This window comes from Aeromicrobium sp. SORGH_AS_0981 (assembly GCF_031453195.1).
In the GTDB taxonomy this organism is placed as follows: domain Bacteria; phylum Actinomycetota; class Actinomycetes; order Propionibacteriales; family Nocardioidaceae; genus Aeromicrobium.
On the sequence record NZ_JAVIZD010000001.1, the window covers coordinates 3,397,983 to 3,417,536 of the forward strand.

Genomic DNA, 19,554 nt, shown 5'->3' on the forward strand with positions numbered 1-19,554 from the left:
GGGGCGAGCCTACGTCAGGCGTTCACGTCGAGGGTGCGGAGCAGGGCCTGCACCAGACCGGGCACCAGGTCGGGGCCCTCGAGGAGCGCGGCGTCGGCGGGCGTGCGGGCGCGCACGGCGCTGTGCCGCTCCCCCGCTCGGTCGACGACGGCCACGAGGCGCACGTCCTGGCGGGCGGGGTGGCGGGCGGCCGCCTCCGCGACCGCGGCCGGGTCGGACGGGAGGTCCTCCTCGGCCTCGGGAGGCAGCATGATGCGCTCGACGACGACGGCGCACCCGTCGACGGCGTCGGGCCACTGGATCTCCTCGAGCACGTCCTCGAGCGGTCGACCCTCGAGGTGCAGCTCCTGCTCGATCGTCGTGAAGCCGTCGGGCGCGTCGCGCAGCGGAACGGCGAGCTGGGCCGCGAGCGAGGGCTCGGCCTCGACGAGGGCGGCGGTGCGCACGAGCGCATAGAGGCGGGGGGCCTGGTCCCACCCGTCCGCGGCCACGTGCGCCTCGACCTCGAGGGCGGCCAGCCGCAGCGGGGTGGACGGCAGCGGCTCCTGCTCCGGCGTCGTCACGAGCACGTCCTGACCCGGGCGTCGGGATCCTTGGCGAGCGCCGTGAGCTCCTTGACGGCCTCGTCGAAGGTCGCCACCCGCACGAGGGTCATGCCGTGGTCGGAGCCCTGGGCGGCCTCGGCGCAGTTCGCGTCGGGCACCAGGAAGACCTTGGCGCCTGCCGCCGCGGCACCGGCGATCTTCTGCCGCACGCCCCCGATGGGGCCGACCGTGCCGTCGGGGCTCATGGTGCCGGTGCCTGCGACGGTCCGCCCGCCCGTGAGCGAGCCGGGCGTCAGGCGGTCGTAGATCGCGAGCGCGAACATGGTGCCGGCGCTGGGACCACCGACCTCGTCGCCGACGTTGTTCTCGACGTCGATCGGGAAGTCGTAGACGGTGCCGAGCGAGACCCCCACGCGCGGGACGGAGGCGTCACGCGGGTCGGGGCGGGTGGTGACGTCGACGGTGCGCTCCTTGCCGTCGCGGACGACGTCGAGCGTGACGGTCGTGCCCGGATCGACCCGGCCGACGGCCTCGACGACCGACGCCGACGACGGGGTGCGCCGACCGTCGACGGCGGTGATCTCGTCCTTCGGCTGCAGCTTGCCTGCGGCGGCACCGTCCTGCGCGACGGCGGCGACCGACGCGCGCTCGCCCACGCGGTAGCCGGCGGCCCGCAGCGCGACCACGAGCGAGCTGTCCTTGGAGCTGGTGAGCTGCGCCTGACCCTCGGCCTTCGACGCCGCGGCCGACTCGTCGTCGGGGTAGACGATGTCGCGCGGCACGACGGCCACGTCGGAGGTGAGGAAGGCCTCGACGACCGACCCGAGGCTGACGTGCGTGTCGGCGCGGGTGACGGAGACCGTCGTGAAGTCGAGCGCACCGTCGACGGGGTAGGTCTTGACGCCCTTGCCGAACGTGAACATCTGCCGTCCGCCGATCTCGCCGAACGTGTCGAACGCGGGGCCCGGACGCATGGTCACGTACGGGGCGGGCAGCAGGAACGCCACGCAGGTGAGGGCGACGACGCTCACGCCCGCGACGAGCAGGGTGACGTAGCGACGCCCGAGCCGGTGGGCGTCAGGGTCGTGCGGGGCGCCCTCAGGCACGGCGGTGTCTCGTCCAGGGTCGTCGGGCACGGCTCCACCCTAGAGTTCGACGACAACCGCGCCGGTCAACAGGCCCCGACCCACACGGCGTCGCCGGTCTCGAACGTCTGGTGCTTCCACACCGGCACCTCGGCCTTGAGCTCGTCGATGAGCCGGCGGGCACCCGTGAAGGCCTCGGCCCGGTGGGCGGCGGACACGCCCACGACGACCGCGAGGTCGCCGATCTGCAGGTCGCCGACCCGGTGCACCGCGGCGACCGCGACGACGTCCTCCTCGGCCGCGACCCGCTCCGCGACGTCGCGCAGCCGCTCGACCGCGCTCGGGTGCGCACTGTAGGACAGGGCGCTGACGTCCTGCCCACCGTCGTGGTCACGCACCGTCCCGACGAACAGGGCCACACCACCGGCGTGCGGGTCGCGCACCGCGGTGAAGACCTCGTCGAGGCTCAGGGCGGTGTCGCGGACGTCGACCAGGCGGACCGTGCTCATGGGACACCACCGTAGTCGGCGCGACCGCACCGCGCCGCCCAGCGCGAGCGGCGTCGGACGACCCGAGCCCGTGGGGCCGCCTCGATACGCTGGTCCCATGGCCGACACACCTGACGACCGCGACGACTCCTCCTCCGAGGAGGACCGCGAGCCGCAGCAGCCCAACCCCTTCGCCGGGACGCCCTTCGAGCAGGTCTTCGGGGCGCTCGGTGGGATCCCCGGCGCCGCCGGCGGCCCCGCCGGCCAGGTACCCGACCTCGGCGCGATCTTCGGGCAGATGCAGCAGCTGTTCAGCGGCGCCACCCAGGACGGCTCGGTCGACTTCGACACCGCCCGCGACGTCGCGCGCCGCACGCTCGCTGCTGCCGGCCCCGACCCGTCGCCGCACGCCGGCCAGGTCGGGGCGGTCGCCGACGCCGTCCGGCTCGCCGAGACGTGGCTCGACCGCGTCACGGACGTCCCCGCCGCGACGACGTCGTCGGTCGCCTGGAGCCGCGCCGAGTGGGTCGAGGCCACCGGCACCTCGTGGCGGCGCCTGGTGGAGCCGATCGCCGACAACGTGGTGGGAGCGATCGCACAGGCCATCCCCGACGAGGCGCGCGCCATGGCCGGCCCGCTCATCGGGATGCTGAACCAGGCCGGCAGCGCGATGTTCTCGCAGCAGATCGGCCAGGGTCTCGCGGGGCTGGCCACCGAGGTGCTGTCGTCGACCGACATCGGCCTGCCCATGGGCCCGAGCCGCGTGGCCGCCGTGCTTCCGCACAACGTCGAGGCCTTCGGCGAGGGGCTCGAGCACTCGTCGGCCGACGTGCTGCTCTACGTCACCCTGCGCGAGTGCGCGCACCACCGGCTCTTCGCGCACGCACCGTGGCTCGAGCAGGCCCTGGTCGGCGCCGTCGACGAGTTCGGCGCGGGGACCCACATCGACGTGGAGGCGATCGAGGCGCAGGTGCGTGAGATCGACCCCAGCCGTCCCGAGGCCATCGCCGAGGCGATGCAGGGCGGCCTGTTCGAGCCGCGACGCACCCCCGGCCAGCAGCACGCGGTCGAGCGGCTCGAGACGCTGCTCGCCTTCGTGGAGGGCTGGGTCGACGAGGTCGTCTCGCAGGCGGCGCGCGACATGCCGTCGGCGCCGGCCCTGGCGGAGGCGATCCGCCGACGTCGCGCCACCGGGGGTCCGGCCGAGCAGACGTTCGCGTCGCTCGTGGGCCTGGAGCTGCGGCCGCGTCGCCTGCGCGACGCCGCCAACCTCTGGGCCGCGGTCCGGGACCGGCAGGGCCCGGCCGCCCGTGACGCCGCCTGGACGCACCCCGACCTCATGCCGACTGCTGCCGATCTCGACGACCCGCTCGGTTTCGCGAGCGGCGAGACCGTCGACGACGACTTCGACGCGGCGCTCGACGAGCTCCTCGCGGGCGAGTCCGGCGAAGGCACGCAGGACCGCGACGACGAGCCCGGCACCGGCGACGCCCGGTGACCCTGCACGCCGACGCGACGCGCACGCTGGCGACCTGGACGGCACCCGACGCGGCGCAAGAACGGCTACGGGTGGCGTACCTCGCGCACCTGGCCGCGCACCCCGACGGGATGCTGCGCCCCTGCCGGCCCGACCACGTGACGGCGAGCGCGCTGGTGATGACGGCCGATGCGCAGCGCGTGCTGCTGGTGCGTCACCGCAAGGCAGGGCTGTGGCTGCAGACGGGCGGGCACTGCGAGGCGGACGACGCGAGCCTGGTCGACGCCGCCGCACGCGAGGCGCTCGAGGAGACGGGCATCGCAGGCCTGCAGGTCGACCCCGAACCGCTGCGGCTCTCGCGGCACGCCGTGCCGTTCTGCTCCCCCGGCGGCCACCACCTCGACGTCCAGCTGCTCGCGGTGGCCCCGGTCGACGCCGAGCCCGTCGTGGTCGAGGGCGAGGACCCGGTGGCCTGGTTCGGTGTCGGCGAGCCCGTGGAACCGACCGACGCCGACACGCTGGCGCTCATCGCTGCTGCCAGGACACGCCTTCGAGGAACCCCTCGGCCTTGACCGCGTGCGGGTAGTCCGCGAGCAGCGCCCAGAACCGCGACGAGTGATTCGGCTCGATGAGGTGGGCGAGCTCGTGCAGGACGACGTGGTCGACGACGTAGTCGGGCATGTCGCGGACCCGGTCGGAGATGCGGATCGCCCCGGTGGCGGCCGTGCAGGAGCCCCACCGCTGCGTCTGGTTGGTGACCCACCGCACCGAGCTCGGCACCGCCCGGCCCTCCAGGTAGCGGTCGGAGAGCGTGCGCGCCCGAGCCATCAGCTCCTCGTCGCCCGCGGGAGTCCGGGCAACGCGGGCGTCGAGACGGGCCACGAGTCGCGCGACCTCCTCGCGCTCCTGCTCGGGTGACAGGTGGGCGGGCACGAGCACGATCGTGCGGTCGCCGTCGCGGTACGCCTGGATGGTGCGACGACGTCGCGTGCTGCGCCTGATCTCCACCTCACCCACGTCCTCGACGGTAGCCGAGGGCTCCGACGGTCGAGGAATCTTCGTCCACATCCACCGAACGAGCCCGGGGCCGTCCCGTCGCAGGTCAGGAGGAGGTTCCATACCGTCGGAACGTCGAGTTCCCCGGGCCCCGCCGGCTCTGTCCACGTGCCGTCCACACCGGTCGACGGCGATGCGCACATCTTGCCCACAGACTTGTCCACAGGAGTGGACAACGGTTCTGCCAAGTCGGTTGACGCGCCCCTCCCGGACCCCTACGGTGTCCTCAGCCGGGCTCCCGAATCAGGTCCGCAGGGGAAGGCAGACCCTCGGGAGCCCGGCTCTCGCACGTCAGGACCCCCGAAGGCGTCCACGGGCACTGTGGACACCCGCTGGTCCGAGCCCGTCGAGCCCCGCAAGGTGGCCGCCATGACGTTGCGGCCCGTCCTCCTCCCGGGAGGCGACGTCGTGCGTCGCGACGCGCGGCGACTGACCGTCGTCGGTCGACCCGACGTGGTGCTCGCCGACCGACCAGGTCTCGTCGCCCTCCTGCGGCTGCTCGACGGCCGCAGCCTGGAGTCCGTCGAGCGACTCGCCGGTGAGCGGGTCCCGGAGCTCGAGGACGACCCGCGCTCGGTCGTGCAGCAGCTGCTGGCTCGTGGCGCCTTGCGCGCCGGTCCGCCGCCCAGGCTGCCGCGCCTCTCGGTCCGCATCCGGGCCTGGGCGGGCAGCGAGCACGTCGCGCAGGTCGTGGCGGGCGCGGTCGACGCGCTGGGGCTGCGGCCGGACCCGGTCGGCGACGCCGCGCTGCTCGTGCTGGTCGCGGCCGGCGAGCCCGACCGGCTCTGGGTGTCGCGAGCGGTGGAGACCGGTCTGCCGGTCCTGCCCGTCGTGGTGGACGAGCACCGGGCCCGCGTGGGCCCCCTGACGGTCGCAGGCCGCACGTCGTGCCTCGGCTGCCACGACGCCGCGCGCGCCACCGCGGACCCGACGTGGGCGGCGGTGGTGGGGCAGCTGGGTCGCCCGCTCGTCGCCGCTCCCCCGCCGTCGCCGGGGCCGGTCCTGCTGCACCGCGTCGCCGCCGCGGTCGCCGAGCAGACGGCGGCCTGCGCCGGACCGGACCGTCCCGAGACGGTGGGCGGCGTGCTCCACCTCCGCGGCCGCGAGGTCGTGCGGGAAGTCGTCCCGGTCCACGAGGGCTGCACGAGCCTGCTCCACCGGGACGCCTGAGCCGATGGCACCTATCCTGGGAGACGTGGAGCCACAGGAGCCGGACGACGCCGCCGACGACCGCGGCACTGGCCGGCGCAGTCGGTCGTCGCTCCCGGTCGGGGCGTTCACGCGTGGCGCGAAGCTCGCGGCCCTGCCCGTCGGGTTCGCCGGCCGGACCGCCCTCGGCATGGGCCGGCGGATCGGCGGCGCGCCCGCCGACGCCGTGCTGACCGAGGTGCAGCGGCGCACCGCCGAGCAGGTGTTCAGCGTGCTGGGCCAGCTCAAGGGCGGCGCCATGAAGATGGGCCAGGCCATGAGCATCTTCGAGGCGGCGCTGCCCGAGGAGATTGCGGCGCCCTACCGCGAGACCCTCACGCGTCTGCAGGACGCCGCCCCGCCCATGCCCGTCGACGTCGTGCACCGCCAGCTGGCCGCCGAGCTGGGCGCCGACTGGCGCGACCGGCTCGTCGAGGTCGGCGACCAACCCGCCGCGGCGGCCTCCATCGGGCAGGTGCACCGCGGTCGGTGGCACGACGGGCGCGAGGTGGCCGTCAAGATCCAGTACCCCGGTGCGGCAAAGGCGCTGCGCTCGGACCTGCGCCAGCTGTCGCGCATCTCCCGGCTCCTCGGGGTCCTCGCGCCGGGCATCGACGTCAAGGCGTTGCTGCAGGAGCTCGAGGACCGTGTGGTCGAGGAGCTCGACTACACGCTCGAGGCCGTCGCGCAGCAGCGCTTCCACGAGGAGTACGCCGACGACCCGGAGATCTTCGTGCCGAGCGTCGTGCACGGGACCGAGCGTGTGCTCGTGAGCAGCTGGATGGAGTCCACCGGCTCCCTGGCCGACCTCATCCGCGACGGCAGCCAGGACGACCGCGACCGCTACGGCGAGCGGTACGTGCGGTTCCTGCTCACCAGCCCCGACCGCGTCGGGCTGCTGCACGCCGACCCGCACCCCGGCAACTTCCGTGTGCTCCCCGACGGACGTCTCGGCGTCGTCGACTTCGGTGCGGTGGCGCACCTGCCCGACGGGCTGCCTCCCGCGCTCGGCCCGCTCCTGACCGCCGCGCTGGCGGGCGACGCGCAGGCGGTGACCGACCACCTGCGCAGCGAGGGGTTCCTGCGCCCCGGCACGAAGATCGACCCCGAGGTGATGGCCGGGTACATCGCGCCGTTCGTCGAGCCGGCGGGCGCCGCGACGTTCACGTTCTCGCGGGCCTGGCTGCGCGAGCAGGCAGGCCGGGTCGGCCTGGGCGGCGAGGGCATGTCGACGTCGATGAAGATCAACCTGCCGCCGGAGTACCTGCTGATCCACCGCGTCTGGCTGGGTGGCGTCGGCGTGCTGTGCCAGCTCAACGCGACGGCACCGTTCCGCTCGATCCTGGAGGAGTCGATCCCCGGGTTCGCGCCGCCGGACTGACGCTCAGCGGAGCACGATGCCGGCGGCCAGCACCAGCATGACGCAGCCGATCGCACCGTCGAGCAGACGCCACGCGCGCGGCTCGCGGAGCCATCGCCCCAGGTGACGCGCGCCGAACCCGAGCGCCGCGAACCAGACGACGCTGCCCGTCATGGCGCCGCCCGCGAACCACCCGCGGGCGTCACCGTGCGAGGCCGCGACCGACCCCAGCAGCACGACCGTGTCGAGGTAGACGTGCGGGTTGAGCCACGTCAGGGCGAGCGCGGTCAGCCCGACCCGCCTCGCTGACGGCCTCACCCGCACGGCCAGCCCGCCGGCCTGGACGTGGGCGTCGCCCTCGACCTCGAGCGACTCCCCCGACCCTGTCGCCGCCCGGCGCAGCGCGAGGACCGCGTAGCCGGCGAGGAACGCCGCCCCACCCCAGCGGGCCGCGTCGACGAACCAGGGCACCGACTCGACGAGCCGCCCCAGGCCCACGACCCCGACGGCGACGAGCACGACGTCGGAGAGGGCGCACACGGCCACCACCAGGCCGACGTGCTCGCGGCGCAGCCCCTGCCGCAGGACGAAGGCGTTCTGCGCGCCGATCGCGACGATGAGGGCGAGGCCGGCGCCGAGGCCGGAGAGCAGGCTGGTCACGCCGCCACGCTAGGGCGCAGCGATCTTCAGGACCAGCGAAGAATTCTTCAGGAGCATTAGCATGGCTTCATGTGGTCCGACCCTGTCGCCGTGCGCACCGTGGCCGCGGTGGTCGAGGCCGGTACCTTCGACGGCGCCGCCCGCGCCCTGCACGTGACGCCGTCCGCGGTGAGCCAGCGGGTGAAGGCCCTCGAGGAGTCGGTCGGCCAGCGCCTGCTCGTGCGCACGACCCCTGTGCGGCCGACGGCCGCCGGGGAGGTCGTGCTGCGCTACGCCCGACGTCTGGCCCTGCTCGACGAGGACGCCGCGACCGAGCTGGGCCTGGCCGAGGCACGCCTCCCCCGGCTCGCCGTCGCCGTGAACGCCGACTCCCTCGCCACCTGGTTCCTCGAGGCGGTGTCCCGGTTCACGCGCACGAGCGACGTGCAGGTGGAGCTGTACCGCGAGGACCAGACGCGCACGGCGCGCATGCTCGAGGACGGCACGGTGATGGCGGCCGTCACGGCCCGCGCCGAGCCGGTGCCCGGGTGCCGGGCCGTCCCGCTCGGCGCGCTGACCTACCGGGCGATGGCGTCGCGCACCTGGATGGACCGCTGGGCCCCCGACGGTGTCGGCGAGGCCGAGCTGCGGACCGCACCACGCGTCGACTACGACCCGACCGACTCGCTCCAGGCCGACTGGCTCGCCGCGCACGACGTCGACGCGTCCCTGACCCCACGCCACCTCGTGCCGTCGCCGCACGACTTCGCGCGGGCCGTCTCCCTCGGTCTCGGCTGGGGCCTGCTGCCCGCCGAGCACGCCGCCACCCACGGGCCCGACCTCGTCGACCTCGGAGGTCCGACGATCCGCTCCCCGCTGTCGTGGCAGCGCTGGCGGACGCCGTCGGCCCTGCTCGACCGGCTGACCGACGTCGTGGTGACGACGGCCGCCGAGCGCCTCAACCCTGCTGGGCGATGACCTCGAGCACCGCCTCGCCGTACCGCTCGCGCTTCGTCTGGCCGATCCCCGGGATGCCGAGAAGCCCGTGGGCGTCGGCGGGGCGCAGCTCGGCCAGGGCGAGCAGGGTGGCGTCGGTGAACACGACGTAGGCCGGCACCTTCGCCTCCGCGGCGGTGGTGCTGCGCCACTCCCGCAGACGCTCGAACACCGCTCGCGCGTCGGCGTCGAGCGACTCGAGCTCGACGTTGCTGCGCTTCTTGGGGCGCGGCCCGACGGAGCCGCCGCGCGCCGGGTGGTCCGGCGGCAGCAGCGGGTCGAGGAACCGGGTGGGCTTGCGCCCCTGTCGCCCGCCGGGCTTGCGTGCCCGCGCCCAGGAGATGGTCAGGTGACGCCGAGCCCGGGTGACGCCGACGTAGAACAGCCGGCGCTCCTCGGCCACGGCCTGCGGGGTGTCGGCGTGGGTGATGGGCATCATCCCCTCGTGCGTCCCGACGCAGAACACGGCGTCCCACTCCAGGCCCTTGGCCGCGTGCAGGGTCGCGAGGGTCACGCCCTCCGCGGTGGGCGCGTGGGCGGACTGCGCGCGGCGGTCGAGGTCGGCGAGCAGCTCGGTGAGACCGGCCTCCGGCTGGGACTCGGCGAGGTCGTCGGCCATCGTCACGAGCGCGTGCAGCGACTCCCACCGGTCGCGCGTGGCACCTGGACCCGACGGCGCGGTCTCGGTGTGTCCCATGCTGGCCAGGACCGCGCGGACCTCGTGCCCGAGCCGACCGTGGTCGGGGGCGTCGGCGTCGACCGTCGCGTCGGCCCCGTCCTCGCCGGCGCGCGCCGCACCGCGCAGGAGGGTGACGGCCTGACGCACCTCGGCGCGCTGGAAGTAGCCCTCGACCCCGCGGAGGGTGACGGGGACGTCGCGCTCGCCCAGAGCCTCCTCGAACGCCTCCGACTGCGCGTTGATCCGGAACAGGACGGCCATCTCGCGGTAGGGCACCCCGGAGCGGTGCAGCCGGACGATCTCGTCGGCCACCGCGGACGCCTCGCTCGGCTCGTCGCTGTACCCGAGGTAGCGCACGGGCTCGGCCGGCGCGGCCTGCGCCTGCAGCGGTCGGCCGTGGGCCTCGCCCCGGACGCCGTCGAACACCGCGTTGGCGACGGCCACGACCTGCGGGGTGGAGCGGTAGTTGCGCACCAGCGAGACCCGCTCGGCGTCGGGGTAGCGCCTGGGCGAAGTCGGCGAGGATCTGCGGCGACGCACCGGCGAACGTGTAGATGGTCTGGCGCGGGTCGCCGACGACGCAGACGTCGTCGCGTCCGCCGAGCCAGAGGTCGAGCAGCGTCGACTGGAGCGGGTTGACGTCCTGGTACTCGTCGACGACGAACCACCGGTACTGGCGTCGGACCTGCGCGGCGATGCGCTCGTCGTCGGCGAGGATCGCGGCGGTGATGAGCAGGATGTCCTCGAAGTCGATGCGGCCGCGCTCCCGCTTGACGTCCTCGTAGGCGGCCATGACCGCGGCGACTCGGCCGGGCTCGAGGTCGGCGACCTCGCGTCCGCGACGACGCGCCACGTCGGGGTAGTCGGCTCCCCGGACGTTGCTGACCTTGGCCCACTCGACCTCGGCGGCGAGGTCGCGGATGACGGCGTTGTCGGGTCGGCGGATGCCCTCACGGCTCGCGGCCTCCGCGACGAGCCCGAACTTGGAGCCCACGACCTCCGGCAGCTCGGTGCCGTAGACCTGCGGCCAGAAGTACCGTGCCTGGCGCAGCGCAGCGGAGTGGAACGTCCGGGCCTGCACGTGCGGCGCGCCGAGCTGGGCGAGCCGTCCGCGCATCTCGCCCGCGGCACGCGTGGTGAAGGTGAGCGCCAGCACCTCGGTGGGCACGTACAGCCCGGTCGCGACGCCGTAGGCGATGCGGTGGGTGATGGCGCGGGTCTTGCCCGTCCCGGCGCCCGCGACGATGCAGACCGGGCCGCGCAGGGCCTCGGCGGCGGCCCGCTGCTCGGGGTCGAGGTTCTCGAGGAGGTCCTCGGGGCTGGGCACGCGGGCACTTCTCCTCGGTCGGGGACGGGTCGGGGCCGGGCAACCCGGCGGAGCGGGCGGAACAAGCCCGGCCGTGGTGTCGTTGACACCCGTGGCACCGGCGTCGTCGACACCGGTGCGACCAGCCTAGACCGCACAGGAGACAACGATGACCGGCGACTTCACCCTCTACTCGACCCCGTGGTGCGGCTACTGCCACCGGCTCAAGTCGCAGCTCCAGCGCGAGGGCATCAGCTTCGAGGAGGTCGACATCGAGCAGGTCCCCGAGGCTGCGGCGATCGTCGAGAAGGCCAACAACGGCAACCAGACGGTGCCCACCCTCGTGTTCGCCGACGGCACCGCCCTGACGAACCCCTCCGTCGCGCAGGTCAAGGCCCAGCTGGGCGTCTGACCCCCACGGCGGTAGGTGAGCCGCGGAACGCCTGCTGGCGGTCGCGGACCCGCGTCACCGTGGTCAGGTGACGCGCGCCAGCCACCGCTCGCTCGAGCTCCGCGTGAGGCCCACCGCCCCGACATCAGGACCAGCCGGCAGGGATGCGCTCACCCAACCAGCTCTCGATGAGCCAGCTGGAGATCGAGACGCCGCTCGGCGGGAGCAGCAGCGTGCCCGCCTCGCCCTGCGCCAGCAGCTGCTCGCGCGTGACCCACTGCGCCGCCGCCATCTCGACGCCGTCGACCTCGATGTCGGTGGCCGTCGCCCGACCGAAGAAGCCGACCATGAGGCTCGCCGGGAAGGGCCACGGCTGGCTGCCCGCGTAGGCCACCTCACCCACGACGACACCGGACTCCTCGGCCACCTCGCGTCGGACGGCGTCCTCGAGCGTCTCCCCGGGCTCGACGAACCCCGCGAGCGTCGACCAACGGCCCTCCGGCCAGCTGGCCTGGTGCCCGAGGAGCGCGCGGTCCTGGTCGTCGGTGACGAGCATGATGACGGCGGGGTCGGTGCGCGGGAAGTGGTCGGTGCCGCAGACGGTGCACCGACGCAGGTGACCGGCCGACCGGATCTCGGTGGCCCCGCCGCAGCGCGGGCAGAACGGGGTGGCGGCGAGCCAGCGCGCCATCCCGACGGCGTGGACCGCCAGGGAGAGGTCGTCGGCACCCAGTAGGGGCGCCAGGACGCGGATGCTCACCGGCGTCAGGTCCTGTGGCACGCGCTCGACGACGACGGCGGCGTGCGGCACCCCGTCGAGCTCGCCGAGGAAGATCCAGGTGCCCTCCGGCGCCTCCTCGCGCGGCAGCCAGCGCAGCGCGGGCCCGTCGACCGTGGCGACGTGCTCACCACCCAGCACCAGCACGCGCACCCCGGGACCGTCCCAGGCGTCGTCGGCCCGCAGCAGGCCCGCGCGGTCGTGGCGGGCCCGGTCGAAGGCGAACGGCGGGGTCGCGGACGAGGTCGAGGCGCTCACCCTGCCAGGTTAGGCCCGGGGCCGTCGCCCGGCGCGAGCAGCGCCTCGAGCGCCTCGCGGTCGAGGAGGTCCTCGGGCGCGTACCGCACCACCGTGCCGAGCCGCACGTAGTAGAACGCACCCGACACGAGCGCCGGGTCGACGCCGTGCAGCTCGGCCCAGGCCACCCGGTACAGGCTGAGCTGCAGCGGGTCGGCGTCGGCCCGACGACTCGTCTTCCAGTCGACCACCTCGAAGCCCCGGCCGGCCGCCGTGGTCGTGGCGAACACGGCGTCGATGCGGCCGACCACCTGCTGGCCCGCCAGCAGCATCGAGAACGGCGCCTCGATCGTGTGCGGTGTGCGGTGCCCGTAGGGGCCCGACTCGAACCGCTCGATGACGTCGGCCAGCTCGGCGTCGTCGGCGAGCTCGACGTCGCCCTGACCCGGCAGCTCCGTGGGCTCCAGCAACGGTCGCTGGCCGTAGTGCGACTCGACCCACGCGTGGAACCGGGTGCCGAACCGCGCCGCACCCGAGGGCTGGCGAGGCATCGGCCGCGCCAGGGTGCGCGCGAACGACGACTCGTCCTGTGCCAGGGCCAGCACGGCCGTCGCCGACAGCGTGGACGGCAGCTCGACAGGACGCGCCTCGGCCTGCGCCGCCTCGGCCTCGGCGAGGAGGAGGTCGATCTCGAGCGAGAGCTCGGCCACCCGGTCGCCGGGGACCGGCAGCTCGGGCACCGGGGTCCCGTCCCCGTCGAGGGCGGCCAGGACCTCCGCGGCGAGCGCTCGCCGTCCGTCGAGAGCCGGCGGCTCCACCGGCCACGCGATCCCGTCGGCGAGCACGAGGTGCGGGTTGGTCTCGTCGTCGGCGGGCGGGTCCGCCCAGTGCAGCGGCGCGATCCCCTGCTCGGCCAGCCAGTCGCGCGTGGTGAGCAGGAAGTCCGACGGTCCGAGCGGCTTCAGCTGGGTGCGTCCCCACCAGTGACCGCTCACGACCACGCGCTCCTTGGCGCGGGTGTAGGCGACGTACCCGAGGCGCAGCTCCTCGAGCAGGTCGGCCTCGCGGCTCGCCGCGCGCAGCTCCTTGCCCGCGGTCGGCGTCCACTCCGCGAGGTCGGGCAGGCTCGCCGCGTCGCCACGCAGCGACGTCGGCAGCGCGCTGCCGTTCGTCAGCCAGCTCGGCCGGCCACGACCGGACGGGAACACGCTGCTCGACACGAGGGGCACGAACACCGCGCCCCACTCCAGGCCCTTCGAGCGGTGGATGGTCAGCAGCTTGACCGAGTCGGCCTCCGAGGGCGTCGTGACCTCCATGCCCTCGTTGAACTCCGACTCCGCCCGCAGGTAGGTCACCAGGCCCGTGAGCGAGGCGTAGCGGTCGGTGGCGCCGTAGTCGGCCACGGCGTCGAGGAACGTCGCGAGGTTGTCGGACGCGCCCTCGACGTCGCCGGCCTCGAGCTCGACGTCGAGGTCGAGCGCGCGGACGGCGCGACGCGCGAGGTCGAGCAGCGGCTCGCCCACGTGCGCACGGACGCGGTGCACCACCCGCGAGAGGTCGGCGAAACGCTCGAACGCGCGCGGGTCGTAGGGCAGGTCGCCGGGGTCGTCGAGCGCCTCGGCGAGCGAGACGACCTCGGTGGGGTCGGTGCCCTCGACCGCCCGCGCCAGCTCCTCGGCGAGCGTCGCGTCGTCCTGGGCGCCGTGCCCGCGTCCGCTCAGGGTCGCGGCACGTCGACCGAGGAGGGCGAGGTCGCGGGGCCCGACGTTCCAGCGCGGCCCGGCCAGCAGCCGGAGCACCGCGGGGTTGGCCGTGACGTCCTCGACGACCTCGAGCAGCGAGACGACGTCGAGCACCTCCGGCTGCACGAGCAGCCCCGCCAGGCCGACGATCTCGAACGGCACGTGCGCGTCGCGCAGCGCCTTGACGATCTCGCCGTTCTCGCGGGCCACCCGCACCAGGACGGCGATGTCGGCCCAGGATCGGCCCGCGTCGTGCTCGGCGACGACGCCGGCGACGAGCGCGCCGATCTCCTCGTCGACGGTGCGGTGGAGCGCGACGTCGACACGTCCGGTCAGGTCGGCGGCCGAGACGAGCGGCGAGACCACGGACGACGACGCGTAGAACGGCTGCGCGAGGTGGTTGGCGGCGGCGATGACCTCCGGCGCGCAGCGTCGGGTCTCCACGAGGGCGAACTGACGACCGCGGCTGCCGTCGGCGGCCGGGAAGTCGTCGAGGAACTCCTCGAGGTTGCCGGTGGCGGCCCCCCGCCAGCCGTAGATGCCCTGCGCGGGGTCGCCGACGGCCGTGACGGGGAGTCCGGAGAACAGCGCCTGCAGCAGGTCGCGCTGGGCGACGGAGGTGTCCTGGTACTCATCGAGCAGGACGACGTCGTAGCGCTCGAGCATGGCGGCCCGGACCTCCGGAAGCTGCGCGAGCTGGGCGCCCCACGCCATCTGGTCGGAGAAGTCCATGACGCCGTCGGCCGCCTTGGCGACCCGGTAGGCCTCCACGAGGAGGCTGAGCTCGCTGCGCTTCAGCGCGGTCAGCGCGGCGTCGCGCAGCAGGGCCGGCTTGCCGACGGCCTCGAACTCCGCGACGACGGCGGCGTCGTGCTGGCGCAGCTCCTCGGGGCTGACGAGGTGCTCGGACAGCTGCGAGTCCAGTGCCATCACCTGGCCGACCAGCGTGGGCACGTGGGTGCCGATGAAGCGCAGCTCGCGGTCGTAGGCGGAGATGACGCGAGCCATCCGCTGGAACCGCGAGGCGTCGGTGACGACCTGCAGGTCCGGCTCGATACCGAGCCGCAGCCCGTGCTCGGTGATGAGCGACCCCGCGAACGCGTGGTACGTCGAGGCCGTCACGTCGCCCCACGGGTCGCCGGGGTCGGCGGGCAGGTGCTCCAGGCTCGCCCGGATCCGTTGCCCCAGCTCGGCGGCCGCCTTGTTGGTGAAGGTCAGCCCGAGGATCCGCTCCGGCGCCACGCCGAGGTGCCCGACGAGCCACAGCACCCGCGCCGCCATGACCGTCGTCTTGCCCGAGCCGGCGCCGGCGATGATGGCGCCGGGACGGTCGAGCCCGGCGGTGATGGCGGCGACCTGCGGCTCGGAGAACGGGATGCCGACGAGGTCGCGCAGGTGCTGCGGGTCGCGGACGAGGCTCATGCCTGCTCCTCCCCCGCGACCGGCCCGCGCTGGCGCACGAGGATGCTGGCGCCGTCGTCGTGGGCCGGGCAGACCCGACGGAACTGGCACCAGCCGCAGGCGTTCGGCGACGCGGTGGCGACCAGCTGCTCCTCGGCGACGGTACGCACGCTGCGGCGCAGCTGCTCCACCGCGAAGAACGGCTGGTCGTCGCGGGGACCGTCCTGCGGCTGGACCTTGGGGGCGCCGCCGGCGTCGACGCGCAGCTGCACCAGCTCCGCACCGGCCGCGCGGCCGTCGGGGACGACGTCGGCGGTGGCGCCGTGCTCGACCGCGAGCTGGTAGACGCCGAGCTGGGGGTGCTCGGCGATGTCGCGCGAGGACGGCGGGTTCTTGGACGTCTTGAGGTCCACGACGTGCACACCACCCTCGTCGTCGACCTCGACCCGGTCCATCGACCCGCCCAGCCGGACGGCGCGGCCCTCGACCTCGACCTCGACCTCGACGTCGAACGGGTGCTCCGCCGCGACGACGGTGCGCGGGTTCTCGGTGTGCCAGGTGGCGAACCGTCCGAGCGCCTCGACGGCGGCCGTCTTCTCGCGGGCGCCGACCCAGGGCGGGAGGTCGAGCTCGTGCCAGACGTCGTCGAGGTGGGCCGACATGGCGCTGACGTCGGGCGTGACCCCGGTGCGCACGACGTCGGCGGCGATGGCGTGCACGATCGAGCCGAAGCCCTGGGCCGACGTGGTGGCGTGCGCGCCGCGGGCCTCGTGGTCGAGGAACCACTGCAGGGGGCACTGCTCGAGCGCGGACACCTGGCTGCCCGAGAGCCGGATGGGTTGGTCGGCGGGCCGCAGCGGGGCGTCGGAGGTCGTGCGGGGCGCCAGCCCCCACCAGCGGTCGGGGTGGGCGGCCCGGCCCGCCGGGTGGCCGGCCAGCCGCGCGAGCTGCTCGGCGACGCGCCGCCGCTCGGCGGGGTCGTCGGTGTTCTCCCCGATCCGTCGGAGCTCGGCCACGGCGGAGCGCAGCGACAGCGCGCGTCGCGGCCGGTGCTCGGTCTCGGGCAGCGTCCGGCGCGCCGGGCGGGTCTCGTCGGGATGCGTCAGGGACGTGTGGAGCTCGCCGACGAAGCGCGACGGCTGGTCGCCGTCGTCGGAGCCGCTGGCGACGGCGGTGACGACGAGCCGCTCGCGGGCGCGGCTGCACGCGACGTAGAACAGCCGTCGCTCCTCCGCGATCGCCGAGCGCGTGCTCGGGTAGGGCGCCACGCCCTCGCGGGTCAGTCGTTCGGGCTGCAGCAGGCTGCTGCGCAGGCGCGTGTCGGGCCACTCGCCGTCCTGCACGCCGGCCACGACGACGAGGTCCCACTCCAGGCCCTTGGACCGGTGCGCCGTCATGAGCCGGACGGCGCGGGTGTCGTCGGGGGCCTGGGCGAGCGTGTCGGAGGGGATCTGCTGCGCCTCGAGGGCAAGGACGACCTCGCCGACCGAGCGGTGCGCCTCACGCTCCTCGGCGCGGGCAGCCTCGGCGAACAGCGCACAGAGGGCGTCGAGGTCGTGGTGCGCCCGGGCCGCGCCCCCGCCGCCGGACTCCGCCTCGGCGCGCAGTCGTTGCGGCCAGGTGGTGCCGTCCCACAACGTCCAGAGCACCTCCTCCGCGGACGCGCCGGCTGCGAGCTGCTCGACGGCGCGCACCAGCAGGCCCGAGACCCGTCGCGCCTGCTGCACGGCAAGACCCTCGGGGCCGTCGGCGGCGAGCGTGGCGAGTCGGGGCGGGTCGGCGAGCACCTCGGCGACGAGGAGGCGCGAGGGTCGGGGCCGACCGTGCTCGGCGGCGTCGTCGCGACGCAGCACCCGGCCGAGGCGTCGCAGTCCGGCCGCGTCCATCGCGCCCAGCGGGCCGGTGAGCAGCGACGTGGCGGCCTCGGGGTCGAGCGGCTCGCCGGCGTGCAGGGTCTGGGCGGCGTGCAACGCGGCGAGCAGGGTGCGCACGGCGGGCTCGACGGCGAGCGGGAGCTCGTCGCCCGCCACCTGGACGGGCACGCCCGCGGCGGACAGCGCCCGGTGGAGCCGGTCGAGGTGGGCCGAGGACCGGACGAGCACCGCCATGCGGTCCCACGGGACCGGACGGTCGGCCACCAGGTGAGCCTCGCGCAGCAGGAGTGCCACGTGCTCGGCCTCGGCCGTGGCGGAGGAGAACGTGCGGACCTCGACGGTGCCCGACCGCTGGGGGTCGGTGGCCGGCGAGCGCAACGCGGCGAGGCGTTCGCCGTCGGGACCCGGGACCGCTCCGCGGTTCTCGACGACCGAGCGGACCGCCGCCGCGATCTCGGCACCGTAGCGGTTGGTGCGGGCGAGGGTGAGCACCGCGGGCTCGCCGAGCGGCGTCGCGAACTGCTCGGTGAACCGCAGGATGCCGGTGACGTCGGCGCCGCGGAAGCCGTAGATGGACTGGTAGGGGTCGCCCACCACGACGAGGTCGCGACCGTCGCCCGCCAGGGCCTGCAGCAGCGCGACCTGCAGCGGGTCGGTGTCCTGGAACTCGTCGACGACGACGAGCCGCAGGCGGTCGCGCCAGCGGCGGCGGCACTCGGGGTCGTCCAGGAGCGTGACCGCCTGGAACACGAGGTCGGTGTGGTCGATCGTGTTGGTGAACGCGGCCACGGAGGTGACGTCGTCGAAGAAGCGGGCGGCGGCCTGCCAGTCGGCGCGCCCCGCCTGCTGGCCGACGGCGAGGAGGTCGACGCTGTCGAGACCCTGGGCGCGGGCGGCACCCAGCAGACGCTGCAGCTCCGCCGTCAGGCCCCGGGTGCGCAGCGCGGGCCGCAGCGCCTCGGGCCACTCCTGCGGGTCGGTGCCCGCGAGGAGGTCGGCGAGCACCGCGTCCTGCTCCGGCGCGCTCAGCAGCGAGACGGGGCTGCGGAAGTCGGTGGTGTCCTGCTCGGCGCGCACGAGCGCGTAGCAGAAGGAGTGGAAGGTCATGGCCGGCGTGGTGGCCACCGTGCGGCCCAGCCGTCGGGCGATGCGCGCCCTGACCTCCTGCGCCGCGGCCCGGCTGAACGTGAGCACGAGGACCTCGTCGGCCGCGACCGTACCGGACTCCACGCGCTGCGCCACCAGCTCGACGAGCGTCGTCGTCTTGCCGGTGCCCGGCCCCGCGAGCACCTGGAGGGGCCCGCCGACGGTGGCGACGTGGTCGAGCACGGCCTGCTGGCTCGGGTCGAGCACCACACGCCGCGCCGCCGTCGCGGGCTCGGGAGGCTGGATGCGGTACTCGACGGTCACGTGACCATCCCAGCAGAGGCCTCCGACAGCCTCAGGACACCCCCGCCTCGCCCCACAGCGCCTCGGCGACGTGCACCCGACCGTTGCGCACCGGGGTGCCCTCCTGCGCCCACCGCTGCTGCGCCTCCATCATCAGCGGCGCCGGCAGCGTCCCGTCGGCCCGCGGCACCCGCCACCAGCAGACCGCGTGCCCGTACAGCGACATGATCCGCCCGACGTAGCGCGGTCCGTACCCGCCGGCGACCACCTCCGCCACGCGCCCGTACGGCAGCACCCGCCCGGCCGGGATCCGCTCCACCAGCCGCAGCACCTGCTCGACGTACGCCTCGTCCACCCCTCGATCATGCCTGGCGGCTGCGTCGGCGCGGCTTCTCGGTCGGGTGGGGGTGCGGTGGTGCGGCTTGTCGTCGGCCTGCGGCTGCGTCGGTGCGGCTTCGACTCGTCCTGCGCTCCGAAAGGGCCTCGACCGGGCGGCTGGGAGCGGCGGCGGCTCTGGTTCTCGGGCTGTGGCTCGCGGTAAGCGCAAGATTCTGCGTTTGCGCGGGCCATCGGTGGATCTGCCACCTTCTGAGCGCTCTACAGGTGGCAGATCCACCGCCGACCGGGCTAGACGTGGCAACGATGCTTCCTTCTCGTGGACCGTGCCACGAGAAGGGAGAAGCGCTGCCCACCCCACCCCCAAGTGCACCCACGATGCTTCCTTCACGCGCTTGAGGCCGAACGCTTCTGCATTGGCGACGGGATCCCGTAGCAAACGCAGAACCCTTGGAGTCCCACGCACGAACGCAGAAGCTTGCGTCCACAGCGAGAGCCACAGCCCGAGAACCAGAGCCGCCGCCCCGCCCAGCCGTCCGGTCGAGGCCCTTTCGGAGACCACCCCCAGCGCCAGTCGAGGCAGCGCA

16 protein-coding genes and 1 pseudogene are annotated in these 19,554 nt (G+C 74.5%); 6 read left to right on the forward strand and 11 right to left on the reverse strand.

The features are described from left to right. Positions 1-14 precede the first annotated feature (14 nt). Genes QE370_RS16740 through QE370_RS16750 form a run of 3 tightly spaced genes read right to left on the reverse strand, consistent with a single transcriptional unit; the run spans position 15 to position 2,139 of the window. Positions 15-563: a PPA1309 family protein gene (locus tag QE370_RS16740; RefSeq protein ID WP_309635051.1), complete on the reverse strand. Its 549-nt coding sequence runs from the start codon at positions 561-563 to the stop codon at positions 15-17. Next, positions 560-1,681 (reverse strand): PDZ domain-containing protein, encoded by a 1,122-nt coding sequence (locus QE370_RS16745; protein ID WP_309635052.1) that lies wholly within the window; start codon positions 1,679-1,681, stop codon positions 560-562. Before QE370_RS16745 ends, QE370_RS16740 begins: the two co-directional genes overlap by 4 nt. A 35-nt stretch (positions 1,682-1,716) precedes the next feature. Next, complete coding sequence (locus QE370_RS16750) at positions 1,717-2,139, reverse strand: molybdenum cofactor biosynthesis protein MoaE (RefSeq protein WP_253026335.1); 423 nt, start codon at positions 2,137-2,139, stop codon at positions 1,717-1,719. 97 nt (positions 2,140-2,236) lie between these two features. On the opposite strand from QE370_RS16750, the gene QE370_RS16755 reads away from it, so the two are divergent. Together QE370_RS16755 and QE370_RS16760 are read left to right on the forward strand one after the other, a co-directional pair. Next, positions 2,237-3,616: a zinc-dependent metalloprotease gene (locus QE370_RS16755; RefSeq protein ID WP_309635053.1), complete on the forward strand. Its 1,380-nt coding sequence runs from the start codon at positions 2,237-2,239 to the stop codon at positions 3,614-3,616. Then, positions 3,613-4,167 (forward strand): NUDIX domain-containing protein, encoded by a 555-nt coding sequence (locus QE370_RS16760; RefSeq protein WP_309635054.1) that lies wholly within the window; start codon positions 3,613-3,615, stop codon positions 4,165-4,167. The genes QE370_RS16755 and QE370_RS16760 overlap by 4 nt, the downstream gene beginning before the upstream one ends. On the opposite strand, the gene QE370_RS16765 is transcribed toward QE370_RS16760, so the two are convergent. Then, positions 4,121-4,612, reverse strand: a complete 492-nt coding sequence (locus tag QE370_RS16765) for a M48 family metallopeptidase (RefSeq protein WP_309635055.1) — start codon at positions 4,610-4,612, stop codon at positions 4,121-4,123. The genes QE370_RS16760 and QE370_RS16765 overlap by 47 nt on opposite strands. 408 nt (positions 4,613-5,020) lie before the next feature. On the opposite strand from QE370_RS16765, the gene QE370_RS16770 reads away from it, so the two are divergent. Together QE370_RS16770 and QE370_RS16775 are read left to right on the forward strand one after the other, a co-directional pair. Continuing rightward, positions 5,021-5,821 carry a hypothetical protein gene (locus QE370_RS16770; protein WP_309635056.1) on the forward strand — a complete coding sequence of 267 codons (801 nt, stop codon included), beginning with the start codon at positions 5,021-5,023 and terminating at the stop codon, positions 5,819-5,821. A 25-nt stretch (positions 5,822-5,846) separates the two neighbouring features. Beyond that, positions 5,847-7,220 carry an AarF/ABC1/UbiB kinase family protein gene (locus QE370_RS16775; RefSeq protein WP_309635057.1) on the forward strand — a complete coding sequence of 458 codons (1,374 nt, stop codon included), beginning with the start codon at positions 5,847-5,849 and terminating at the stop codon, positions 7,218-7,220. Positions 7,221-7,223: 3 nt separating this feature from the next. Here the strand turns inward: QE370_RS16775 and QE370_RS16780 are convergent, their stop codons facing one another. Next, a complete protein-coding gene (locus tag QE370_RS16780) occupies positions 7,224-7,859 on the reverse strand; it encodes a LysE/ArgO family amino acid transporter (RefSeq protein WP_309635058.1) in 636 nt (211 codons plus the stop codon). Between the two features lie 69 nt (positions 7,860-7,928). On the opposite strand from QE370_RS16780, the gene QE370_RS16785 reads away from it, so the two are divergent. After that, complete coding sequence (locus QE370_RS16785; protein WP_253026664.1) at positions 7,929-8,816, forward strand: ArgP/LysG family DNA-binding transcriptional regulator; 888 nt, start codon at positions 7,929-7,931, stop codon at positions 8,814-8,816. Here QE370_RS16785 and QE370_RS18240 read toward each other — a convergent pair. Then, positions 8,797-10,053 carry a 3'-5' exonuclease gene (locus QE370_RS18240; protein WP_396127827.1) on the reverse strand — a complete coding sequence of 419 codons (1,257 nt, stop codon included), beginning with the start codon at positions 10,051-10,053 and terminating at the stop codon, positions 8,797-8,799. The genes QE370_RS16785 and QE370_RS18240 overlap by 20 nt on opposite strands. A gap of 22 nt (positions 10,054-10,075) precedes the next feature. Next, a pseudogene (locus QE370_RS18245) lies at positions 10,076-10,840 on the reverse strand (UvrD-helicase domain-containing protein); the annotation flags it as partial. 148 nt (positions 10,841-10,988) lie between these two features. Here QE370_RS18245 and QE370_RS16795 point away from each other — a divergent pair. Beyond that, positions 10,989-11,231, forward strand: a complete 243-nt coding sequence (locus QE370_RS16795) for a mycoredoxin (RefSeq protein WP_067855885.1) — start codon at positions 10,989-10,991, stop codon at positions 11,229-11,231. Positions 11,232-11,355: 124 nt separating this feature from the next. Here the strand turns inward: QE370_RS16795 and nudC are convergent, their stop codons facing one another. From nudC to QE370_RS16815, 4 genes are read right to left on the reverse strand one after another with little or no spacing between them, the layout of a single operon-like run. After that, positions 11,356-12,246, reverse strand: coding sequence for an NAD(+) diphosphatase (gene nudC / locus QE370_RS16800; protein ID WP_309635059.1), 891 nt, complete (start codon positions 12,244-12,246; stop codon positions 11,356-11,358). After that, a complete protein-coding gene (locus QE370_RS16805) occupies positions 12,243-15,389 on the reverse strand; it encodes an ATP-dependent DNA helicase (protein ID WP_309635060.1) in 3,147 nt (1,048 codons plus the stop codon). The genes nudC and QE370_RS16805 overlap by 4 nt, the downstream gene beginning before the upstream one ends. After that, positions 15,386-18,652 carry an ATP-dependent DNA helicase gene (locus QE370_RS16810; protein ID WP_309635061.1) on the reverse strand — a complete coding sequence of 1,089 codons (3,267 nt, stop codon included), beginning with the start codon at positions 18,650-18,652 and terminating at the stop codon, positions 15,386-15,388. The genes QE370_RS16805 and QE370_RS16810 overlap by 4 nt, the downstream gene beginning before the upstream one ends. A 31-nt stretch (positions 18,653-18,683) precedes the next feature. Then, entirely contained in the window at positions 18,684-18,986 is a 303-nt protein-coding gene (locus tag QE370_RS16815; RefSeq protein ID WP_309635062.1) for an MGMT family protein, read from the reverse strand. Between the last annotated feature and the right edge of the window lie 568 nt (positions 18,987-19,554).